Origin of the sequence: Paenibacillus sp. VMFN-D1, assembly GCF_003386155.1 — a bacterium.
Lineage (GTDB): Bacteria > Bacillota > Bacilli > Paenibacillales > Paenibacillaceae > Paenibacillus_AQ > Paenibacillus_AQ favisporus.
In genome coordinates, this window is sequence record NZ_QRDU01000002.1 from 699391 (window position 1) to 716385 (window position 16995).

Annotated in this window: 17 protein-coding genes; 10 read left to right on the forward strand and 7 right to left on the reverse strand. The window is 53.5% G+C overall.

All coding sequences use genetic code 11. The annotated features are described in order from the left end of the window. Positions 1-42 precede the first annotated feature (42 nt). On the reverse strand, positions 43-660 hold the full coding sequence (locus C7820_RS18685; protein WP_116232299.1) for a LysE/ArgO family amino acid transporter: 618 nt from the start codon (positions 658-660) through the stop codon (positions 43-45). 126 nt (positions 661-786) lie between these two features. Between C7820_RS18685 and C7820_RS18690 the strand changes: the two genes are divergently transcribed. The 3 genes from C7820_RS18690 (at position 787) to C7820_RS18700 (ending at position 3710) form a co-directional block, all read left to right on the forward strand. Then, positions 787-2235 (forward strand): aminotransferase-like domain-containing protein, encoded by a 1449-nt coding sequence (locus C7820_RS18690; RefSeq protein ID WP_116232300.1) that lies wholly within the window; start codon positions 787-789, stop codon positions 2233-2235. Between the two features lie 160 nt (positions 2236-2395). After that, positions 2396-3235: an alpha/beta fold hydrolase gene (locus C7820_RS18695; RefSeq protein WP_116232301.1), complete on the forward strand. Its 840-nt coding sequence runs from the start codon at positions 2396-2398 to the stop codon at positions 3233-3235. A 1-nt stretch (position 3236) separates the two neighbouring features. Continuing rightward, positions 3237-3710, forward strand: coding sequence for a PAS domain S-box protein (locus tag C7820_RS18700; RefSeq protein WP_116232302.1), 474 nt, complete (start codon positions 3237-3239; stop codon positions 3708-3710). A gap of 57 nt (positions 3711-3767) precedes the next feature. On the opposite strand, the gene shc is transcribed toward C7820_RS18700, so the two are convergent. Further along, the gene (shc, locus tag C7820_RS18705) at positions 3768-5696 is read right to left on the reverse strand and encodes a squalene--hopene cyclase (RefSeq protein ID WP_116232303.1); all 1929 of its coding nucleotides are present in this window, start codon (positions 5694-5696) and stop codon (positions 3768-3770) included. A gap of 77 nt (positions 5697-5773) precedes the next feature. Next, a complete protein-coding gene (locus tag C7820_RS18710; RefSeq protein WP_116232304.1) occupies positions 5774-6685 on the reverse strand; it encodes an alpha/beta hydrolase in 912 nt (303 codons plus the stop codon). A gap of 137 nt (positions 6686-6822) precedes the next feature. On the opposite strand from C7820_RS18710, the gene C7820_RS18715 reads away from it, so the two are divergent. From C7820_RS18715 to C7820_RS18735, 5 genes are all read left to right on the forward strand, one after another. Further along, a complete protein-coding gene (locus C7820_RS18715; RefSeq protein ID WP_116232305.1) occupies positions 6823-7674 on the forward strand; it encodes a helix-turn-helix transcriptional regulator in 852 nt (283 codons plus the stop codon). A 133-nt stretch (positions 7675-7807) separates the two neighbouring features. After that, the gene (locus C7820_RS18720) at positions 7808-9037 is read left to right on the forward strand and encodes an MFS transporter (RefSeq protein ID WP_116232306.1); all 1230 of its coding nucleotides are present in this window, start codon (positions 7808-7810) and stop codon (positions 9035-9037) included. A 19-nt stretch (positions 9038-9056) separates the two neighbouring features. After that, entirely contained in the window at positions 9057-10049 is a 993-nt protein-coding gene (locus tag C7820_RS18725; RefSeq protein ID WP_116232307.1) for a quinone oxidoreductase family protein, read from the forward strand. Positions 10050-10169: 120 nt separating this feature from the next. Then, the gene (locus tag C7820_RS18730; RefSeq protein ID WP_116232308.1) at positions 10170-10625 is read left to right on the forward strand and encodes an SRPBCC domain-containing protein; all 456 of its coding nucleotides are present in this window, start codon (positions 10170-10172) and stop codon (positions 10623-10625) included. Between the two features lie 405 nt (positions 10626-11030). Beyond that, entirely contained in the window at positions 11031-11264 is a 234-nt protein-coding gene (locus C7820_RS18735) for a hypothetical protein (protein WP_076170422.1), read from the forward strand. A gap of 517 nt (positions 11265-11781) precedes the next feature. Here C7820_RS18735 and C7820_RS18745 read toward each other — a convergent pair. From C7820_RS18745 to C7820_RS18755, 3 genes are all read right to left on the reverse strand, one after another. Then, complete coding sequence (locus C7820_RS18745) at positions 11782-12765, reverse strand: glycoside hydrolase family 43 protein (protein WP_116232310.1); 984 nt, start codon at positions 12763-12765, stop codon at positions 11782-11784. A gap of 219 nt (positions 12766-12984) precedes the next feature. Then, entirely contained in the window at positions 12985-14055 is a 1071-nt protein-coding gene (locus C7820_RS18750) for a hypothetical protein (protein ID WP_116232311.1), read from the reverse strand. Next, complete coding sequence (locus C7820_RS18755; RefSeq protein ID WP_089545848.1) at positions 14045-14620, reverse strand: sigma-70 family RNA polymerase sigma factor; 576 nt, start codon at positions 14618-14620, stop codon at positions 14045-14047. Before C7820_RS18755 ends, C7820_RS18750 begins: the two co-directional genes overlap by 11 nt. Positions 14621-14889: 269 nt before the next feature. On the opposite strand from C7820_RS18755, the gene C7820_RS18760 reads away from it, so the two are divergent. Beyond that, positions 14890-15096: a zinc ribbon domain-containing protein gene (locus C7820_RS18760; RefSeq protein ID WP_089545849.1), complete on the forward strand. Its 207-nt coding sequence runs from the start codon at positions 14890-14892 to the stop codon at positions 15094-15096. Between the two features lie 76 nt (positions 15097-15172). Here the strand turns inward: C7820_RS18760 and C7820_RS18765 are convergent, their stop codons facing one another. After that, positions 15173-15610: a GNAT family N-acetyltransferase gene (locus tag C7820_RS18765; RefSeq protein WP_116232674.1), complete on the reverse strand. Its 438-nt coding sequence runs from the start codon at positions 15608-15610 to the stop codon at positions 15173-15175. A 188-nt stretch (positions 15611-15798) separates the two neighbouring features. Here C7820_RS18765 and C7820_RS18770 point away from each other — a divergent pair, with 188 nt between their 5' ends. Beyond that, a complete protein-coding gene (locus tag C7820_RS18770) occupies positions 15799-16956 on the forward strand; it encodes a YhgE/Pip domain-containing protein (protein ID WP_116232312.1) in 1158 nt (385 codons plus the stop codon). The last annotated feature ends 39 nt before the right edge of the window (positions 16957-16995 follow it).

A 16995-nucleotide genomic window follows, 5' to 3' on the forward strand; every position in this document is an offset into this window, starting at 1 on the left:
GCGTTGGCCTCATTGGACCCTCCGGATCTTCACTCTTCGTCATCATCCCCTAAACAGGCTGTAAGCCAAATAAGCGGCCGTAACCCACATAATGACGGCGGACAGGAGGTTCAGCCACGATCTGAGCCTGCCTGTCGAATCGAGTTTTCTGGCGGCCCGTCCCGCTGCGGCGAGTCCGGCGAACCATACCCAGGAGACGATGACGCATGCCGCGCCGAACGCCAGCTTTTCCCAGCCGGTATAGTTTAAGGAGCTTGTGCCTACCACGCCGACGGTGTCCAGAATCGCATGGGGATTGAGCAGGGATACCGATACGGCAAAAGCGATTTGCTTTCGAGTCGATAAAGACCGGGTGTCCTCCCCGTTATGGACGGTCGGTTTGCTGGTTAACGTGACGTAGCCCATGTACAGCAGGAAAGGAATCCCTAGCCCCAAAAGGACCGTTCTGATCCAGGCATATTCGAGCACGACAACGGAAATGCCCATGATCGCCAGGGAGATCAGCAGCGTATCGCAAAGGGAGGCGGCAATGACAGCCGGCAGTGCCCGGCTCAAGCGGGTGTGGGCGGCGCCTTGACCGAACACAAACAGGTTTTGAACGCCGAGCGGCAAAATCAGCCCAAGGGCCAATATAAATCCGTGAAATAGGGCATGTATCATATCATTCCTCCTGTAATGTCCCTATTTTATCGAAGGCGCCCCTGCAGGTCTCCATCCAATTGGTTGGTTAAAGAACCAACCAATCTGTTAGAATAAACGAAATCAATCATGATAGGAAGAGGGTCTATGCGTTACGAGGAATGGCATTTGGACAAGTCGTCTCCGGTGCCGCTTCACCGGCAGATTTACGAATATATGCAGGGGAAAATCATGAACGGGGAATGGCCTGTCGGCACGAGAATCCCTCCACAGCGGGAACTGGCTGCCCGGTTTCAAGTGAACCGCAGCACAGTGGTCTATGCGCTCGGAGAGCTTGCGGCCAATGGGCTCATCGAATCCAAGGTTGGACAAGGAACCGTGGTGGTCAACAATACGTGGAATCTGCTTGCGGCTGGTCCGGCTCCCGATTGGAACCGCTACGTCCGGGCAGGGGCTTATCCGCCTAACATCCAGCTGATTCAGCGAATTAACCAGGCCGAGGCCAGGGCGGACATCATCCGGCTTGGAACGGGGGAGCTGTCGCCTGAGCTGCTCCCTGCGGCCCATATGCAGGAAGTCATCGGGAAGGGGACCGGCGGGCATTTGTCGCTGGGGTATTCCGAGCCGAAAGGAAGCCGGTTCCTCCGGGAGACGCTCAGCGAATATTTACGGTCCAAGGGAATCTCCGCTTCCCCGTCGTCGATTCTGATCGTGTCGGGTGCGCTGCAAGGATTGCAGTTGATATCGGTCGGTCTGCTCCAGCCCGGTTCGACGGTTCTGACGGAAACTCCGTCCTATCTGAACTCGATCCACGTATTTCAGTCGGCAGGGATCCGGCTCGCCGGCGTTCCGATGGACCTGGAAGGGATTCGTCCGGATGCGGTGGGACCGGCCAAACGTCAGCATCAGGCAGGGCTGCTGTATACGATCCCGAGCTTCCATAACCCAACCGGACGGGTTATGTCAAGGAAGCGCCGGGAAGAGCTGATGAAGGCTGCGGCCTTGGAGCGGCTGCCGGTCATCGAGGATGACGTATACGGAGATTTGTGGCTGGACGCGCCGCCGCCCCCGCCGCTCAAGTCGGCTGATCCGCAGGGCCTTGTCCTCTATATGGGCAGCATGTCCAAAACGCTTGGCCCGGGACTGCGGATCGGCTGGGTGGCCGGGCCGGAACCGGTCATCGACCGGCTGGCCGACATCAAAATGCAAACTGACTACGGCGCCAGCTCGCTGTCCCAATATGCCGTAGCGGAGTGGCTGAGCACAGGCCGGTACGAGCCGCATCTTGCCGATATCCGGCAGAAGCTGAAGCTGCGCAGAGATTTTGCCCTCTCGATCCTTCAGCAATATTTTCATGATATGGCAACGTGGGAGGTACCCGGAGGCGGGTTTTACATTTGGTTGCGGCTGCACGTTCCCATCCCGGTTCACCAGCTGTTCGAGCAGGCCCTGAAAGAGGGGATCCTCTTAAACCCGGGGCAAATTTATGACCGGCATGACCGGCAGCATCTGCGCTTATCGTATGCGTATGCGTCCCTTCACGACCTGGAGCGGGGATTGATTCGACTGGCCGGAATGATTCGAGCGTATAGGTGAAGGTTCACCCTTTTGGTCCTGGATTTTGATTCCATCTTTCAAAAAGAATGGTTAATCTCTTGTTCCGAGGGAGGAGTTTAGTAGTATAATGAAGTTTAGTGTCGAACGATCGCCTTTCAAATTTAATGAAAATAACTCTGTGTATACGGGAGGAAGCAACATGGACCAGCAACAGATTCTCGTCCGTAACAACGTTCAGGTCACCGGGACCGGCACGCAGTATTTGATTTTTGCCCATGGGTTCGGCTGCGACCAAAACATGTGGCGTTTTGTCGCACCTGCTTTCGAAGATCATTACAAAGTGGTCTTGTTTGATTTTGTCGGATCCGGCAGGTCAGACATTCGGGCGTATAATCCGGTCCGCTACAGCGATCTGGACGGCTATGCCCAGGATGTGCTGGATATATGCGAGGCACTGGGGGCAAGGGATGCGATTTTCGTAGGTCATTCCGTAGGTGCCATGATCGGCATTCTCGCTTCCATCCGCAGACCCGAATATTTTGAACGGCTGATTCTGATAGGCCCTTCCGCACGGTATTTAAACGACCTTCCCGATTATATCGGAGGCTTTGAACGCGAGGATTTGCTCGCTCTAATGGATATGATGGACAAAAACTATCAGGGTTGGGCAAGTTATCTGGCACCTGTCATCATGGGCAATCCGGGTCGTCCCGAGTTGTCCGGCGAGCTCGAGCAGAGCTTCTGCGCAACCGATCCGAAGGTGGCCAGGCGGTTTGCCGAAGCGACGTTTCTCTCGGATTACCGGGATGCGCTTGGAAAGGTAACCGTGCCTTCCTTGATTCTCCAATGCGCCGAGGACGTGATCGCGCCTCTGGAAGCAGGGGCTTATATCCATACCCACATGCCGGGTAGCGAATTTCAGCTCATGGATGCCACCGGCCATTGTCCGCACATGAGCCATCTCGATGAAACGATTCAGCTGATTCAAGCCTACTTGACTTCGGCCAAAGCCGGTCAGACAAGGGAGTCCACACGGTAGTATGGACGAACGATTGGATCAGGCGCCTTGCGGATATGTGTCCATGGCCGATAATCGCATTATTCAGGACGTCAACGCCACGCTGTGCCGCATGCTGGGATATGAGAAACGGGGAATGTGCGGGAGCAGCTTCGAATCGCTGTTGACCCGTTCCAGCCGGACTTTTTTTCAAATCTATTTTCTTCCGCTCATAAAGCTGAACCGGGGCGTTGAGGAAATGTATTTGACGTTTAAAACGAGCAGCGGCGAAGCCCTCCCCGTGCTTCTAAACGCTTCGGCAGTGGAACGGGATGGCGAATGGGTCTACGATTGCATGCTGATGCCCATGCGCCGGCGGATGGAATATGAACAGCAGATCCAGCAAGCCGAGAGCGCTTCAAACCGGGCGCGGGAAGAGCTTGAGCGGATCGAGAACCTTCTCCGGCAGAAACGCGATGAGCTGGAGCGAATACAGGGAACGTCTTCAATGGAATAAGAACAATACTTCATATTTCAAAAAAAGTGGTTTGATAAAAAAGCCGCCGGACTCTTGTCAGAGATCCGGCGGCTTTGGTGTTTCCGGGGCGGCATGGCCGTATTTGCTCTTGTAATGGCTCAGCGCCAGTAGCGGCCAAATGTACCGGTAGCTGTGGTACCGGGAGTAGAAGGTGCCGGGAAGGCCGGCCCCCGTCGGATAGGCCGCCATGCCGCCGTCCTGCTGCAGCAATGAAGCCAGCCTTTGGACGCCCCGGTCCACGGAAGGCGACGGCTGCTCCTGCACGGCGATGAGCGCGTCCAAAGCCCAGGCCGTTTGCGACGGCGTGCTCGCTCCGAGGGGGACATAGCGCATGATCCGGTCGCTCCGGCAGGATTCGCCCCATCCGCCGTCCGGGTTTTGGATCTGCTCAAGCCAACGGACGCCTTGTTGAACCGCATCATGACTGGCCGGTACACCGGCAGCCGCCAATCCTGTTAATGCCGCCCAGGTGCCGTAGATGTAGCATACTCCCCAGCGCCCGTACCACGAGCCGTCCTTTTCCTGGTGCCGGATCAGCCAGTTTGCGCCCCGCCGGATGAACTCATGCCGCTGCGTCAAACCCGCAAAATGGCCGAGATACTCCAGCGTCCGGCCCGTCAGATCCGCCTCGGAGGGATCGATGGCCGCGGACTTGGCCCCTTCGATTGCGAGCCAGGTCAGGATGTGCTTGTCGGTATCCTTTTCGAACGCCGGCCAGCCTCCGTCCCGGTTCTGCATCGACAGCACCCAATTCAGCCCGCGGTTCCATGCTTCCCGGTACAGCGGGTCTGTTTCCGTCAGGCGGGATATCGCGCGCAGCGCCGCCGTTGTGTCATCCACATCCGGGTTGATCGTGTTCGACTCGGAGAATCCCCACCCGCCGGGAGCCGTATCCGGGTTATGAAGACTCCAATCGGCCGGTTTGTCCTGCTGCCGGGACAGCAGATAGGAGGCGGCCTGACGGATGGCCGGATGATTCTCCGCAACCCCGGCCTCCTGCAGGGCATCGGCGATCAGGGCGGTGTCCCAGACGGTGGAGGGCGAATTCTGGATCGTAGTTGTTCCGTCCGCCTGACACTGCATGGCAGTCAGCCCTTTGACGGCATCGCTAATGACGGGATGCTCCCGCTCATAGCCCAAGGCAAGCAGCGCGAGAACCATCAGAATCGTGCTGCTTGCGTAGCTGTACAGGGTGCCGTCCGGTTCGATCCGATCCAGCATAAACCGTTCGGTCCGTTCCACGGCGGCTTCATGGATAAAACGCGGTGTGCCGATCAGCCTGTTCATCCCCTGGCGGAGTTCCGCCTGCAGGTTCTCGTACTCCCGCGGCAGCGGATCATCTTCGTCGGCATCCAGGCGCGGGAAGGCAAGGTCGGAGAGGTCGGGAGCGTCCGGCGGAGAAACCGAAAACTTCCGGTCCGCCATGATCAGCAGCGGCGTGAGATGGACCCTGGAATAGCCCGAAAATTCGAAAAAGTTGATCGGAAAATACGAGGGGAACAGCAGCACCTCCAGCGGGATCATGGAGATCGACCGGGGCCAGGGGCGCTGGCCCGTCGCTGCCAGGATCGCCTTGGTCAAAATGCTGTCGACCTTACCGATTCCTCCACGCGAAAGGATATACCGCTTGGCGCGCTGCATATGCTCCTCCTCCGGCCGGCTGTAACCGGAGCAAAGCAGGGCATAGTAAGCCTCCACCGAAGCCGATAAGCTGCCCTCTTCCTCATCGGGATACAGCCTCCAGCATCCGTCAGGCTGCTGCTCTTTGCAGATCCGGTCGTGAAGCTGCCGGATAAGACCTTCCGGATCCGCCTCCAGAATACGAAAGAGGATGATCACGAAGGCGTCGATGCCGATTCCGTTTTCAAAGCAAAACCGCCAGGAGCCGTCAGGCTGCTGCGTCTTCAGGAAATAGGCCGTCAAACGCCCGATCTCCTCATCTACCGTGCTTAGCCTATTGCTCATTTTGCCGCTTCCCTCCGTTTGTTGACCATTGATAGCAATATATGTAGGCGGGGAAGGAGAAATGAGAAAGCCGCTGATTATACCAGGGTTTGCAGAAATCTGCGGATATCCTCGTAAACGAGGCGGCCGTCGTCGAACAGGTCGGTCATGGCGTAGAAGCCGTGGATCATGCCGGGATAACGCCTGAATGTGACTAAGACCCCGGCCTCCGCAAGCTGTCTGCCATACGCTTCTCCTTCGTCGCGGACCGGATCATACTCGGCCGTGATGATTAGTGTCTGCGGCAGGCCGTCAAGCCGGCCCAGCATCGGCGATGCGAGCGGGTTCGAAAGGTCGGTGCCCTCCTTTAAGTAATGCTTTCTGAAGTACTCCAGCACGTTCCGGTTTAGAAAATAACCTTCGGCAAATCGATCTTCCGATTCATAGCCTTGCGAATAATCCGTGAGGGGGCAAATTAATATTTGCCCAGCAACGTCGACTTGTCCCAAATCGCGCAGCTGTTGGGCAACTACCGCTGCCAGATTTCCCCCGGCGCTGTCCCCCGCTAGGGTCAGCCTGGAGGGGTCAAATCCGAGCTCCCCGGCATGATCCGCCACCCACTTGGCGGCGAAGATAGCCTCTGTCGGAGCGACGGGAAAAGGATGTTCGGGAGCTAGCCTGTAGTCCACCGATACGACGGCACAACGGGTTACTGCCGCCAGCATGCGGCACATCGGGTCATACTTCTGCACATCGCAGATGACGAAGCCTCCGCCGTGATAAAATACGATAACGGGCAGCGTGCCTTCCCGCTCTGGCCGGTAGATCCGCAGCGGCAGATCACCGTAAGGCCCCTCGATGCTCCTATCTTGAACCGATGCCAGCTCGAACGTATCTGAAATGACGGTTCCTGCGGCTATTTTGCGCAGCTCCACAGGATCCAGTGTGTGGGAGGGCGGCAGGGATGCCGTATCCTGTATAAATTTTTTGGCTTGTGCATGCAGTGTCATAGAATTCGTTCCTTTCTTTCCTGATATTTGGTTAGGGAACATCATAGCTTGAAGCGAGATTAACATGCCGTTTATACTGAAGGAAGTAGCAAACGTAACTAGCATAAAAACTACCTGGATAGGAGTGGACTCGACCGATGGAAGCCGGTTTGAACCGAAAAGCGATCGGAGATTTCCTGAAAGCCCGGCGAGCGCAGCTGACACCCGAGCAGTTTGGGCTGCCGCAGGGACATACGCGCCGCAGAACGCCAGGACTCCGCCGGGAGGAAGTGGCGCAGCTGGCCGACTTAAGCATTACTTGGTACACGTGGTTAGAGCAGGGCCGGGAAGTATCCGCATCGCCCGAGGTACTGGATCGCCTGTCCTCTGCGCTCCAGCTGAGCCCTACGGAGCGTGAATATTTGTATCTTCTTGCGGGGAGATATCCGGTACCATCCAGAGATATGTCGGCATACAGGCTGTCGCCCGCCTTTATGAATTTGGTGACGAGCACGCCGTATCCCTTTTTCGTCATCGGACCGGAAAATCGCCTTATCGCCTGGAACGAGCTCGCCTGCGAAATTTTGACGGATTTTTCAGCGATACCTCCCGAGGACATGCAGATGCTCCGCCTTACTTTTATGCATCCTGCATTTCGGACCAAAATTATCAATTGGGAGCACTCGACCAAAATCGCGCTTTCCTTCTACAGGAAGCTGTACGACCGCTCGGCCGGTCAGCCTTGGTATACCCGGCTCATTGAGGAACTGACCACTAGCAGCAAAGAATTTGCCGAATGGTGGCCTCTTCATGAAGTAGCCGAAAAGAACGGCTTACGAATCGAAGTGAAGCACCCGGCAATGGGACATCTGCACTTTGAAATCATTACGTTTACCCAAATCAATGATTTGGAAAATCTGATGTGCTGCATCTATATGCCCTTGCCGGAGACACGTACACCCGAAAAGCTGGAAGCATGGTTGAAGACTCGCCCCGCTGCCCGCATGTAAGCGAATTTTTTCGCCGAAGTGCGGGTTTCTTTTTGCCCTGAAGCTTCCTGTTAGTTTTTATACTAGTTAAAAATTTGATCTGGTTCCCTCTGCCTCCTTAACGTAATGTGAAATACCGAAAGGAGGCGTCTGTATGAAACCATCACCTGAAGTTCCCCGGCCTTTATCTTCACCGTTACGCCCTCTATTGGTGCTTTCCTTGTGCGCATTTGCCATCGGCATGGCTGAATTCGTCATCATGGGCATACTGCCCGACATCGCTTCGAACCTGCAGGTCACGATATCGGATGCCGGGCTGCTCATTTCAGGTTATTCGCTTGGCGTTGCCATTACCGCCCCGCTCATCATGATATTGACGGGACGTTTGCCCCGGAAAACGCTGCTTCTCCTCCTTATGCTGCTGTTTGTCATCAGCAATGCTTTGGCCGTATCCGCTCAAGACTTCTCCGTGCTGATGACAGCGAGGATTTTGATGTCCTTGACGCACGGCTCGTTTTTCGGCGTGGCGACGGTCATGGCGGCCGAGATGGTGACCGCCGATAGGAGGGCCTGGGCGATATCCGTTCTCGTCAGCGGCTCTTCCATAGCGAACATCGCCGGCGTTCCCTTTGGTACGTGGGTTGGCCATGCCCTTGGCTGGCGTTATACGTTTGCAGCGATTGCCGTCATCGGGGCTGCGGCGCTGGCGGGACTCTTCCGGCTGCTTCCCGGAAATCTGAGCACCCGGCCTGCGCCGCTGAAACGGGAGATCGGCGTTCTGGGCAAACCGGAAGTATTACTCGCGCTGCTGGTGAGTGCTTTATGTTTTGGCGGCGTGTTTTTGACCTTTACGTACGTAGCTCCGCTGCTGGAGCAGCTGGCCATGTTTGACGGCCGCTCCGTTTCGTGGATTCTGGTTTTGTTCGGCATTGGCGTAACCCTTGGCAATGTAACGGGAGGGAGGTTGGCCGATTGGAGTTTGAGACCTGCGCTGATCGGAATCACCGCGGGGCTCGCAGTATGCCTCTTTGCCCTTACCGTGACGCTGGAAAGCAAGATTTTTGCCGTGGCGGATATTTTTCTTCTGGGGGTGTTCAGCTTCGGCATTCTTCCCTGTCTTACCGTCCTCGTAATGAGCAAGGCAAAGGAAGCGCCAAATCTGGCCACCACCATGAACGTATCTGCGGTGCATATCAGCAACGCAGTGGGGGCCTGGCTGGGAGGAATGGTCATCGACAGCCGGTTTGGGCTTCGAGCAGTACCGCTTTTTTCCGGAGGGGTTACGCTATTGGGATTGACGCTGATCGTCTTCATGATCCTGCTGGAAACGAGGCGCAGAAGGATTAGGCGAAAAAAGCAGCAGGCGATTCCAGTTAAAAATTAGGAAGGGGAGTGTACACCTGATGAAAGCTCTAATCGTAGAACAACCGGGGGAGGCGCAAGCCCTTCGCCTGAAAGAAGTAAAGACTCTGTCTGCAGCACCGGGCAGATTGACCATCGACGTCGCGTATGCCGGCGTAGGCTTCGTGGATGTGATGCTGGCCAGAGGGGAATTTGACCACGTTCAGCTGCCTTATGTCCCCGGTTTAGAGGTTGCCGGCTATGTGCGGGAAATAGGCGAAGGTGTCAAGGGCTTCCGTGTAGGCGAGCCGGTTGCGGCGATGACGTTGTCTGAGATTGGGGGATTTGCTACGGTGGTATCGGTCAGACCCGAACTGACCGTACGGCTTGCAGAGCTCGATTCCACCCTGGATCTGGCAGTGGCTGCCGCTTCCATCGTCAATTTGACTACGGCTCTGATCGCGATGAAAGACGTGATCCGCCTGCAGACAGGCGGAAGCCTGCTGGTCCATGCCGCCGCCGAAGGGCTGGGAAGTTTCCTTGGCCAGGTCGCCCGCCGGCTGGGTGCCGGCTTGGTGTTGGGCACGGTTGGATCGGAAAGTAAAAAGAGCCTGGCCTCCTCTATGGGGTACGATGAATTATTTGTGCGCTCCGCATTCGTCGAAGAGACGATGAGGGCTACCGGCGGCCAAGGCGTTGATGCCGTACTGGATCCCGTAGGTGGAGCCATGAGAAGGGCGAGTCTTGAAGTGATGAAGCCCTTTGGTCAGCTCGTTGTGCTTGGCAACGCTGGTGGGGAGCCGGATACACTGCAATCGACCCAAGAGCTGTGGTTTAAAAATCTGTCCGTCGCCGGATTTCAGCTTGGTACATACAGCGATGCTAACCCCGAGAGGGCAGGCCAAAGGGCCAATGAAGCATTGCAAATGCTGGCCAAGGGAGAAGTCCATGCCGACATCTCCGGGATTTACCCGGTACATGAAGCCAATGAAGCGCTTCGTCTTCTGGAGACCGGGTCCACGCGCGGGAAGCTGCTGCTTAAGATGGATGAGTGAACATACGGTTGGTTTAAGCAAAATATAGATTGGCTTCAACGAGCCTGCATGCTAAAGTGAAAAAATGGATGAAACGATCCAGCAACACCAGTTCCTATCAAGCAATGGAAGGTGAATGAAATGGCAGTCAATCCATCAAGCAGCAGCTTGACGTACGAAGTCTTGATCGCAGCTCCGCCCGAGCGGGTGTGGGCGGCCATTGCCACATCGGAAGGTACACGCGCCACGTTGTTCGGGTCCAGCATCGAATCGACCTTTGAGCCGGGAGCCCGTGTTGAATTCCGGGGACCGGGGCCGGATGGGGACCGGACACTTCATGTGTACGGATTCGTGAAGCAGTACGAGCCGAACCGCGTATTCTCGTATGAACAGCATCCTGCTCCGGCGTACAATGAACAGCATGAGTCCGTATTTTGCGATATGACTTATCAATTGACGCCGGTAGGGGATCAGACCAAGCTGGAGCTCACTTGTGCGTGGTCCGAAGGCAATCCGGGATACGAACACGCCAAGCAAGAGTATCCGGCCTCGTCCTATATGGACGCGATCCGGAATTTTGCCGAAGGGACAGAGTAGACCCTGACGGTACAGCAGACCAAAAGGCTTATCTCCAATTGGTGGAGGTAAGCCTTTTCAATGAGTGCCAAATAAAGGCGTTATATATAGGGTGTAAGTCCTCGAATGGAAATGGTGGGCCTACCGTTAGCCAAGGGCAAGAGTATGCGTATTGAAACGCATAATGATTGGCAATGATGGTTGCTAAAGAAGTGAAGCTAGGCTAAATGACCATTTTGTTCAGCTTATCGATCATCATAATCTGTTATTTGCTGTATTCGAATAAGAAGCAGAAGCTACTGCTAGTAAACTACCAAGAAAGTAAGTTTAGGTTATTTTTTTGTTAATGAGTCAGGGATAGGAGATATGTTATAATTTCAGGGTAAGGTTGTTTCAGATCAGGAAAGGCAAAAGGAGGTTGGAAGGATGAATTTTAGTCTAAAAGCTCCTGACGGTACGGTCATTGAATCGTATTTGAAAGATCATAAAGAATTTATTCGTATAGATGGCCTGGAATATGAGGTCCATAGTCCTGTAGATGAGCTGGATTCTGATCCTGAAATCCGCCATATGATCGAAGCATCGGAGACGGATCTGGTGGAGGGCAAATTGTACTCCACAGAAGAATTAATCGAATCGGTGAAGCGTGGTGAGCTGTAGTTGATTGTCCAATGGACGGAAACGGCGGCTAATCGGCTACGGCAAATTAAGAGTGAGCATTTCACCGAGCAAGAAACAAGGGAATATACAATACGTCTTATCAGACGAGTGGAAGAACAAGTCGTCAAAATGGGAGCTATAATGCCTTCGCGTGAATACCCAAATACGTATTACTGTATCGTCGACCGATATATCGTATCTTACAAAGTACTGGATAACGGCGAGCGTTATGTGATTACTTCATTCAAGCATAGTGCAATGAAGCGTAAATAAGAATGATGACCGATTCCCAAGGGAGTCGGTTTTTTTGTGCCCACAAACCTAAGCATCGCCCTTCCGCATTCTATGAGGAATTGAAAGGGCTGAAAAGTCTGCTTTCACGTTACTTGGATCTTTGTTAACCTTTTGGGAGCGCCGTATGTGGAGCTGGCCTGTACGGCGCTGCAAACCAAAAAAGGCTTATCTCCATTTAGTGGAGGTAAGCCTTTTCATTATGCCTCGAGCGTATCACATGCAATTACTTCCCGTACGGATCGATCGTTTCGATCGTACCGTCCTCGTGGATTGTCAGCTCGGTGAATTTGACGCAGCGTTTGTTGTCCGCGCCGCCTGACAGGGAGCTGTCGTGATAGAACAAATACCATTTATCCTGGAACTGCACGATCGAGTGGTGGGTCGTCCAGCCGATGACCGGCGTCAGGATTTTTCCTTTGTACGTAAAAGGCCCCTGCGGGTTCTCGCTCACAGCGTATACGATGTTATGGGTCGTGCCGGTCGAGTAGGACAGATAATACAGTCCGTTATGCTTATGTACCCACGGTCCTTCAAAATATCTCCGTTCCTCGTCCCCTGCCAAAATCGGCTGGCCGTTCTCATCCAGAATGGAGATTTCGCGTGGCGCCTCCTTGAAGGTCAGCAGGTCGTCGCTCAGCTCGGCTACTCTTGGCCCCAGCGCCGGTTCGTCGGCCGCCGGGCCTTCTGCGTTCGGATCAAAGGTGCCCGTCTGCCATTTTTCCAGCTGGCCGCCCCACAACCCGCCGAAGTACATAAAAGCGCTTCCGTCCTCATCCATAAGAACGGCCGGGTCAATGCTGAAGCTGCCCGGAATATATTCCGGCTGCGGAGTGAATGGCCCTGCGGGCGAGGAACTGGTGGCTACGCCGATCCGGAAAATGTTGTCGTGATCCCGTGCCGGAAAGAAGAGGTAGTAAGTGTTGTTCTTATAGGCTGCATCCGGAGCCCAAAGCTGCTGCTTGGCCCAAGGGATATCGCGGAGATGCAGCGCCTCGCCGTGGTCCTGGCATGGAGAGTTCGCATCGTCCATGGACAGGATGTGGTAGTCCTCCATGTCGTACTGGTCCCCGTTATCGTTGGACGTGTGCTCATGGTCCAGGTCGTGGGAAGGGTAAATATACAATTTGCCTTCAAACACGTGAGCCGAAGGGTCGGCGGTATAAATGTGGGTGACCAAAGGCTCGCGCTGCGTCACAGGCTGAGTCATCTCGTTTCCTCCTTAATCAGTGGTTGGATGGATGCTGCAATAGGTGCTCCTTTCCATTTTAACAAACAAACCGGGTCAAAAACCTACAAGATTTATAGGTCTTTTCCTCAAAATTTTAGGTTTTTAAGAGAATGGACGGTTCCCTTATTGAGACGATCAGTTCTATGGGGGCACCCTAAATAAAAACAGGCGCCATTTCTGGCGCCTGTACTGCTCTTTCTACCAAGGCGTTTCCGTTTTATGTTCAATCACTTGCGATACTTTGGGTTCAACCATTTGTTTCAATTGTTCCAGCGCACGCTCGTCATCGGAAGCTCCTCCATGCGAATCGGCCTGGATTTGTTTTTTAGCCTGAGTACTTGCGATGACGTCGATGACTTGCTGCTTGGAGATCTTTTTGGATGCTGCGATCTCGGCGACAGATGCCCCTTTGGCCAATTCTTGTTTCAATTCTGCTGGGCTCATGTGAAGTAAAGCAAAGAGATTTTCATCGTTTAAAAAGGCATCCGCAGTATAGTCAGGCTTGCCGTTTGTAGTGAAAAAGCCTTCCACGGTTGCGGCAGGGCCGCCTCCGATCAGCGAAACGCTGATCGTATTCCCTTGAACCAATGCCTGATAGAACGGCGTTGTCGATCCCTTTTCCGTATAGTTCAATAACAACGTTTTTGAGTCCGAATTCTGCATCGGCTCCATACTGTATTCGTACTTACCGGTGCTGCCGTACAGTTTGTTAATGAGATCATCGACCTTCGACTTGATTTCTTGATCGGTTAAGGAGATGACCGGCTTGTCTTGAGGCTGCCAGTTCTCTTGGTTTACATGTTCGATTTCACCCGTAATCCCGTTCAGATCAAGCCGGATCTTTTTGCCGTGATCTCCCTTTTCCTGCAGCACGATACTGGTTTGGATAGCTTTCCCCTGACTTGCATTCGCGGGATTTCCTCCAAGCTGGCTGGCGTCGACGATTTCAAAGGACTTGGTTTCCGGGTAAGAGCGATACAGCTTGTCAAGCGCTGCCTGGCCAACCGCATCCACCTTGACTTGTTCAGCCGTCATCGGTGTTCTCGTCGCCATTTCAATCAGGGGAGGGGCCGCGAATGCCGCGGTTGGAATCATAATTGCGGCAGCAACGATGCCGCCGATCCATCTTTTTTTCATCGTTTTTTTGCTCCTTTGTCGTTGTACGTATTGAGAATAGGATTGCTCGATTCGTTTGGAAACAGCCGGGGGGCATTCCATGGTCTCTGCCTCTCGGGTCAGGTATTCGCGGATTTGGCTTTCAATAGGCATTGTTCTTTTCCATCCTTTCCAGGGGGAGGTTTCCCAAGTGTTTTCGAAGCGACTGCAGGCCGGCATGATATCTGGACTTGACGGTTCCCAGCGGAATATCGAGTAATGTGGCAATCTCCTCCAGCGTATAGTCGTGGTAAAAGCGGAGAATGATTACCGTTCGCTGTTTATCGGTCAGCTTGTGCATGGCCTTTGATATCTCGGGGTCTGTCCCATCCGTCGTCACCGCGGGCTGATCCCAGTGATGCTCTTCCCGGGAAAAGACGCGGACGCGTTCGAATATTCGGAACCTCCTCCAGCTTTTCATCCGGAATCTCTGCACTTGGCGGATGACCAAGCCGTGCAGCCAGAAGTGGAAAGGACGATCCGGATCATAATTGGGAAGCGAGGTCCACATTTGCATGTAAATCTCATTCATGATATCTTCGCGATCCTGCGGATGATCCACCAGAAAAGAGACGGTCCGGTAGACGTCCCGATAGGTGGCATCATACAAGGTGTGAAACGCCTGCTGATCTCCTTCGATCATTTTTGTGAGCACGTGGTACATGGATTCGTTTTGCATTCAGAGGGCCCTCCTGGGTAAGCAGCTTACACCCTATATTGTCGCTCGATGGAAAAAAGGTTCGGTTTTTATATCATCCTATAAAAAAATATTTGGGCAGTATAGGAGGTGGCGCTTTTACAAAGCGCTGAATTACAACGTTGCCTTGGAGGAATTATACCAATAGAAGGACTGGGGGAAGGTACTCGGAAGAGTAACGGTTTGCAACCATGCGTTAACACGAACCGTATTAGGATAAAACGCGAACGCGAATATGGAGGTAATGAGAGATGAATGAACAACAGGGATGCGTGAAATGCGGCAGCCGCAACGCCAAAACGAAAGAGGTGGCCATGACCGGCACAGGCCTGTCCAAAATGTTTGATATCCAGCACAACCAATTTGTCGTCGTCTATTGCGAAAATTGCGGCTATTCCGAATTTTACAATAAGCAGTCGTCGACGGGATCGAATATTCTCGACCTGTTCTTTGGTTAAGCCGTGGAGGAGCACATCCTCCACAGGCTTTGATAAAAGATCGCCTTTTCCAGGGCGGTCTTTGTTGAATAAATCGTCAGTCTTCTATCCTTTTGGTCAACAGCAGCTCGTGGCCTTTAACATAATTGCAATGTTCATACGTTTTAATGGCAGCGTCGTTCCTCTTGCCAGTCAACACTCTTACGTCTTTTACGCCACGTTTCCGAAGATTTTCTTCCAGACATGAAATGATAGCACCCGCAATTCCTCTCCTTCGCGCGGCTTCTTCAACATACAATTCCGTAATTTCCCCCTGAGGCTCTTCATAACAAAATGAATAAAAGCTTTGGGCACAACCAAAACCAACGGCCTTGCCCTTTATTTCCGCTACAGCAATTAATTCATTGTTGATCTTCAGGCTTTCCCTGATTTGATGGGGAGGCCGCTTGTCACCTCCGTTAAACGCTTGGTTTAACCTCGAGAGCTCCTCTGCATCGGTTACTGATGCCAGCCTTACCTTGATATCCGAATTCATTCTTTTCACCTGACCTACAAGGAATATGATTACATATTCTACCATACCGATGTGGTTCATGGTTGGAGACAACAGGCGATTAGCCACTTAACTCCAGTCACTTGCGCCTCGATTTGACATCAAACTCTAAATTTATTACTCTAATTAAAGTATATAAAACAAAGTAAAGAGAAAAGGTGGAGTGGAGTTTGAAAGCATATTTTAAAAATAAAGCCGTCCTCGGCGGCATTTTCATGATGATTTTTTATCAAATGATCATGATCGGGATCTTCATGTCCGGTTACAGCGCGCTTCCGAAAAACGTGGACCGCTTGACGATGGCGATCGTGAATGAAGACCAGCAGTCGGGCGCACAATTTGTAGAGCAGCTGCAGAAGCAGCTGCCGCTGCATGTCGTCACGAACGAATCGCTTGAGCAGGCCCAGAAGGACCTGGATAACCGCGATATTCAGTTCATCATGCATATCCCGCAGGATTTTACGCAGAAGCTGGCCGCCCAGGGCGAACAGGTGAAGCTGGACTTTTTCATCAACGAATCCAATCCGGCCTCGGTCAACAGCACGATGCAGAGCATTGCGACACAGGTATCCTCCAAGATCAGCACGCAGATTCAGACACAGAGCTTTGAAGCCATGCTGCAGGGGATGAAAGTGCCCGCGGAACAATCCAAGCAGATGGTCGAAGGCGTGATGTCGAAGGTGACGCCGAATATCGTGTCCACGAACACGCCGCCTGCCGGCATGCATAATCAGATGGCACCGATGTTCCTGACGATGGCGTCCTACGTAGGTGCGATGATTTATTCGATGATCAGCTCCGGCGCGCTGAACCAGCTGAAAGGCAAAGTAGGTAAATGGAAAGCGTTCCTGTCCCTGCAGGGCGTTCATGTGGTGCTGTCCGTGATCGCGCCGCTGGTCGGTTTGGCCATTTACTTCGGCTTCCACAATTACGGGGCGGAGACGTTCCTGAACATGTGGATGGTGCACTCCCTGGAAATGCTCGTCGCCATCGAGTTCACCAGCATTTGCGTGCTGCTGCTCGGCCAGGCCGGCATGATGCTGAATCTGCCGCTGCTGCTGTCGCAGACGATTGCGGGCGGAGCCGTGCTGCCGCCGGAGATGATGCCGGGATTTTTCAAGGCTTTCAGCCACATTTCGCCGATGTTCTACACCATTCATCTGGATTACAATCTGCTCTTTGGAGGCGGGAAAACGGCGGAATACGTCCTCGGTTTGGCCCTGGTGGGTGCAGGTGCGCTCGTCATCAACCTGTTCATTCACCAGTTTAAGCCGGTCAAAACGGCCAAGGCGGAAAAGGAGCCTGCAGTGGAACCGCAATTCATGTAAAATAAGATCGGATGGGCTGACAGGAAAAGGTCCTGTCGG

Bases quoted from the DNA above. Each gene is read 5' to 3' on its own strand.
- C7820_RS18685 (WP_116232299.1), bottom strand. From the start codon at position 660: ATGATACATGCCCTATTTCACGGATTTATATTGGCCCTTGGGCTGATT.
- C7820_RS18690 (WP_116232300.1), top strand. From the start codon at position 787: ATGCGTTACGAGGAATGGCATTTGGACAAGTCGTCTCCGGTGCCGCTT.
- C7820_RS18695 (WP_116232301.1), top strand. From the start codon at position 2,396: ATGGACCAGCAACAGATTCTCGTCCGTAACAACGTTCAGGTCACCGGG.
- C7820_RS18700 (WP_116232302.1), top strand. From the start codon at position 3,237: ATGGACGAACGATTGGATCAGGCGCCTTGCGGATATGTGTCCATGGCC.
- shc (WP_116232303.1), bottom strand. From the start codon at position 5,696: ATGAGCAATAGGCTAAGCACGGTAGATGAGGAGATCGGGCGTTTGACG.
- C7820_RS18710 (WP_116232304.1), bottom strand. From the start codon at position 6,685: ATGACACTGCATGCACAAGCCAAAAAATTTATACAGGATACGGCATCC.
- C7820_RS18715 (WP_116232305.1), top strand. From the start codon at position 6,823: ATGGAAGCCGGTTTGAACCGAAAAGCGATCGGAGATTTCCTGAAAGCC.
- C7820_RS18720 (WP_116232306.1), top strand. From the start codon at position 7,808: ATGAAACCATCACCTGAAGTTCCCCGGCCTTTATCTTCACCGTTACGC.
- C7820_RS18725 (WP_116232307.1), top strand. From the start codon at position 9,057: ATGAAAGCTCTAATCGTAGAACAACCGGGGGAGGCGCAAGCCCTTCGC.
- C7820_RS18730 (WP_116232308.1), top strand. From the start codon at position 10,170: ATGGCAGTCAATCCATCAAGCAGCAGCTTGACGTACGAAGTCTTGATC.
- C7820_RS18735 (WP_076170422.1), top strand. From the start codon at position 11,031: ATGAATTTTAGTCTAAAAGCTCCTGACGGTACGGTCATTGAATCGTAT.
- C7820_RS18745 (WP_116232310.1), bottom strand. From the start codon at position 12,765: ATGACTCAGCCTGTGACGCAGCGCGAGCCTTTGGTCACCCACATTTAT.
- C7820_RS18750 (WP_116232311.1), bottom strand. From the start codon at position 14,055: ATGCCTATTGAAAGCCAAATCCGCGAATACCTGACCCGAGAGGCAGAG.
- C7820_RS18755 (WP_089545848.1), bottom strand. From the start codon at position 14,620: ATGCAAAACGAATCCATGTACCACGTGCTCACAAAAATGATCGAAGGA.
- C7820_RS18760 (WP_089545849.1), top strand. From the start codon at position 14,890: ATGAATGAACAACAGGGATGCGTGAAATGCGGCAGCCGCAACGCCAAA.
- C7820_RS18765 (WP_116232674.1), bottom strand. From the start codon at position 15,610: ATGAATTCGGATATCAAGGTAAGGCTGGCATCAGTAACCGATGCAGAG.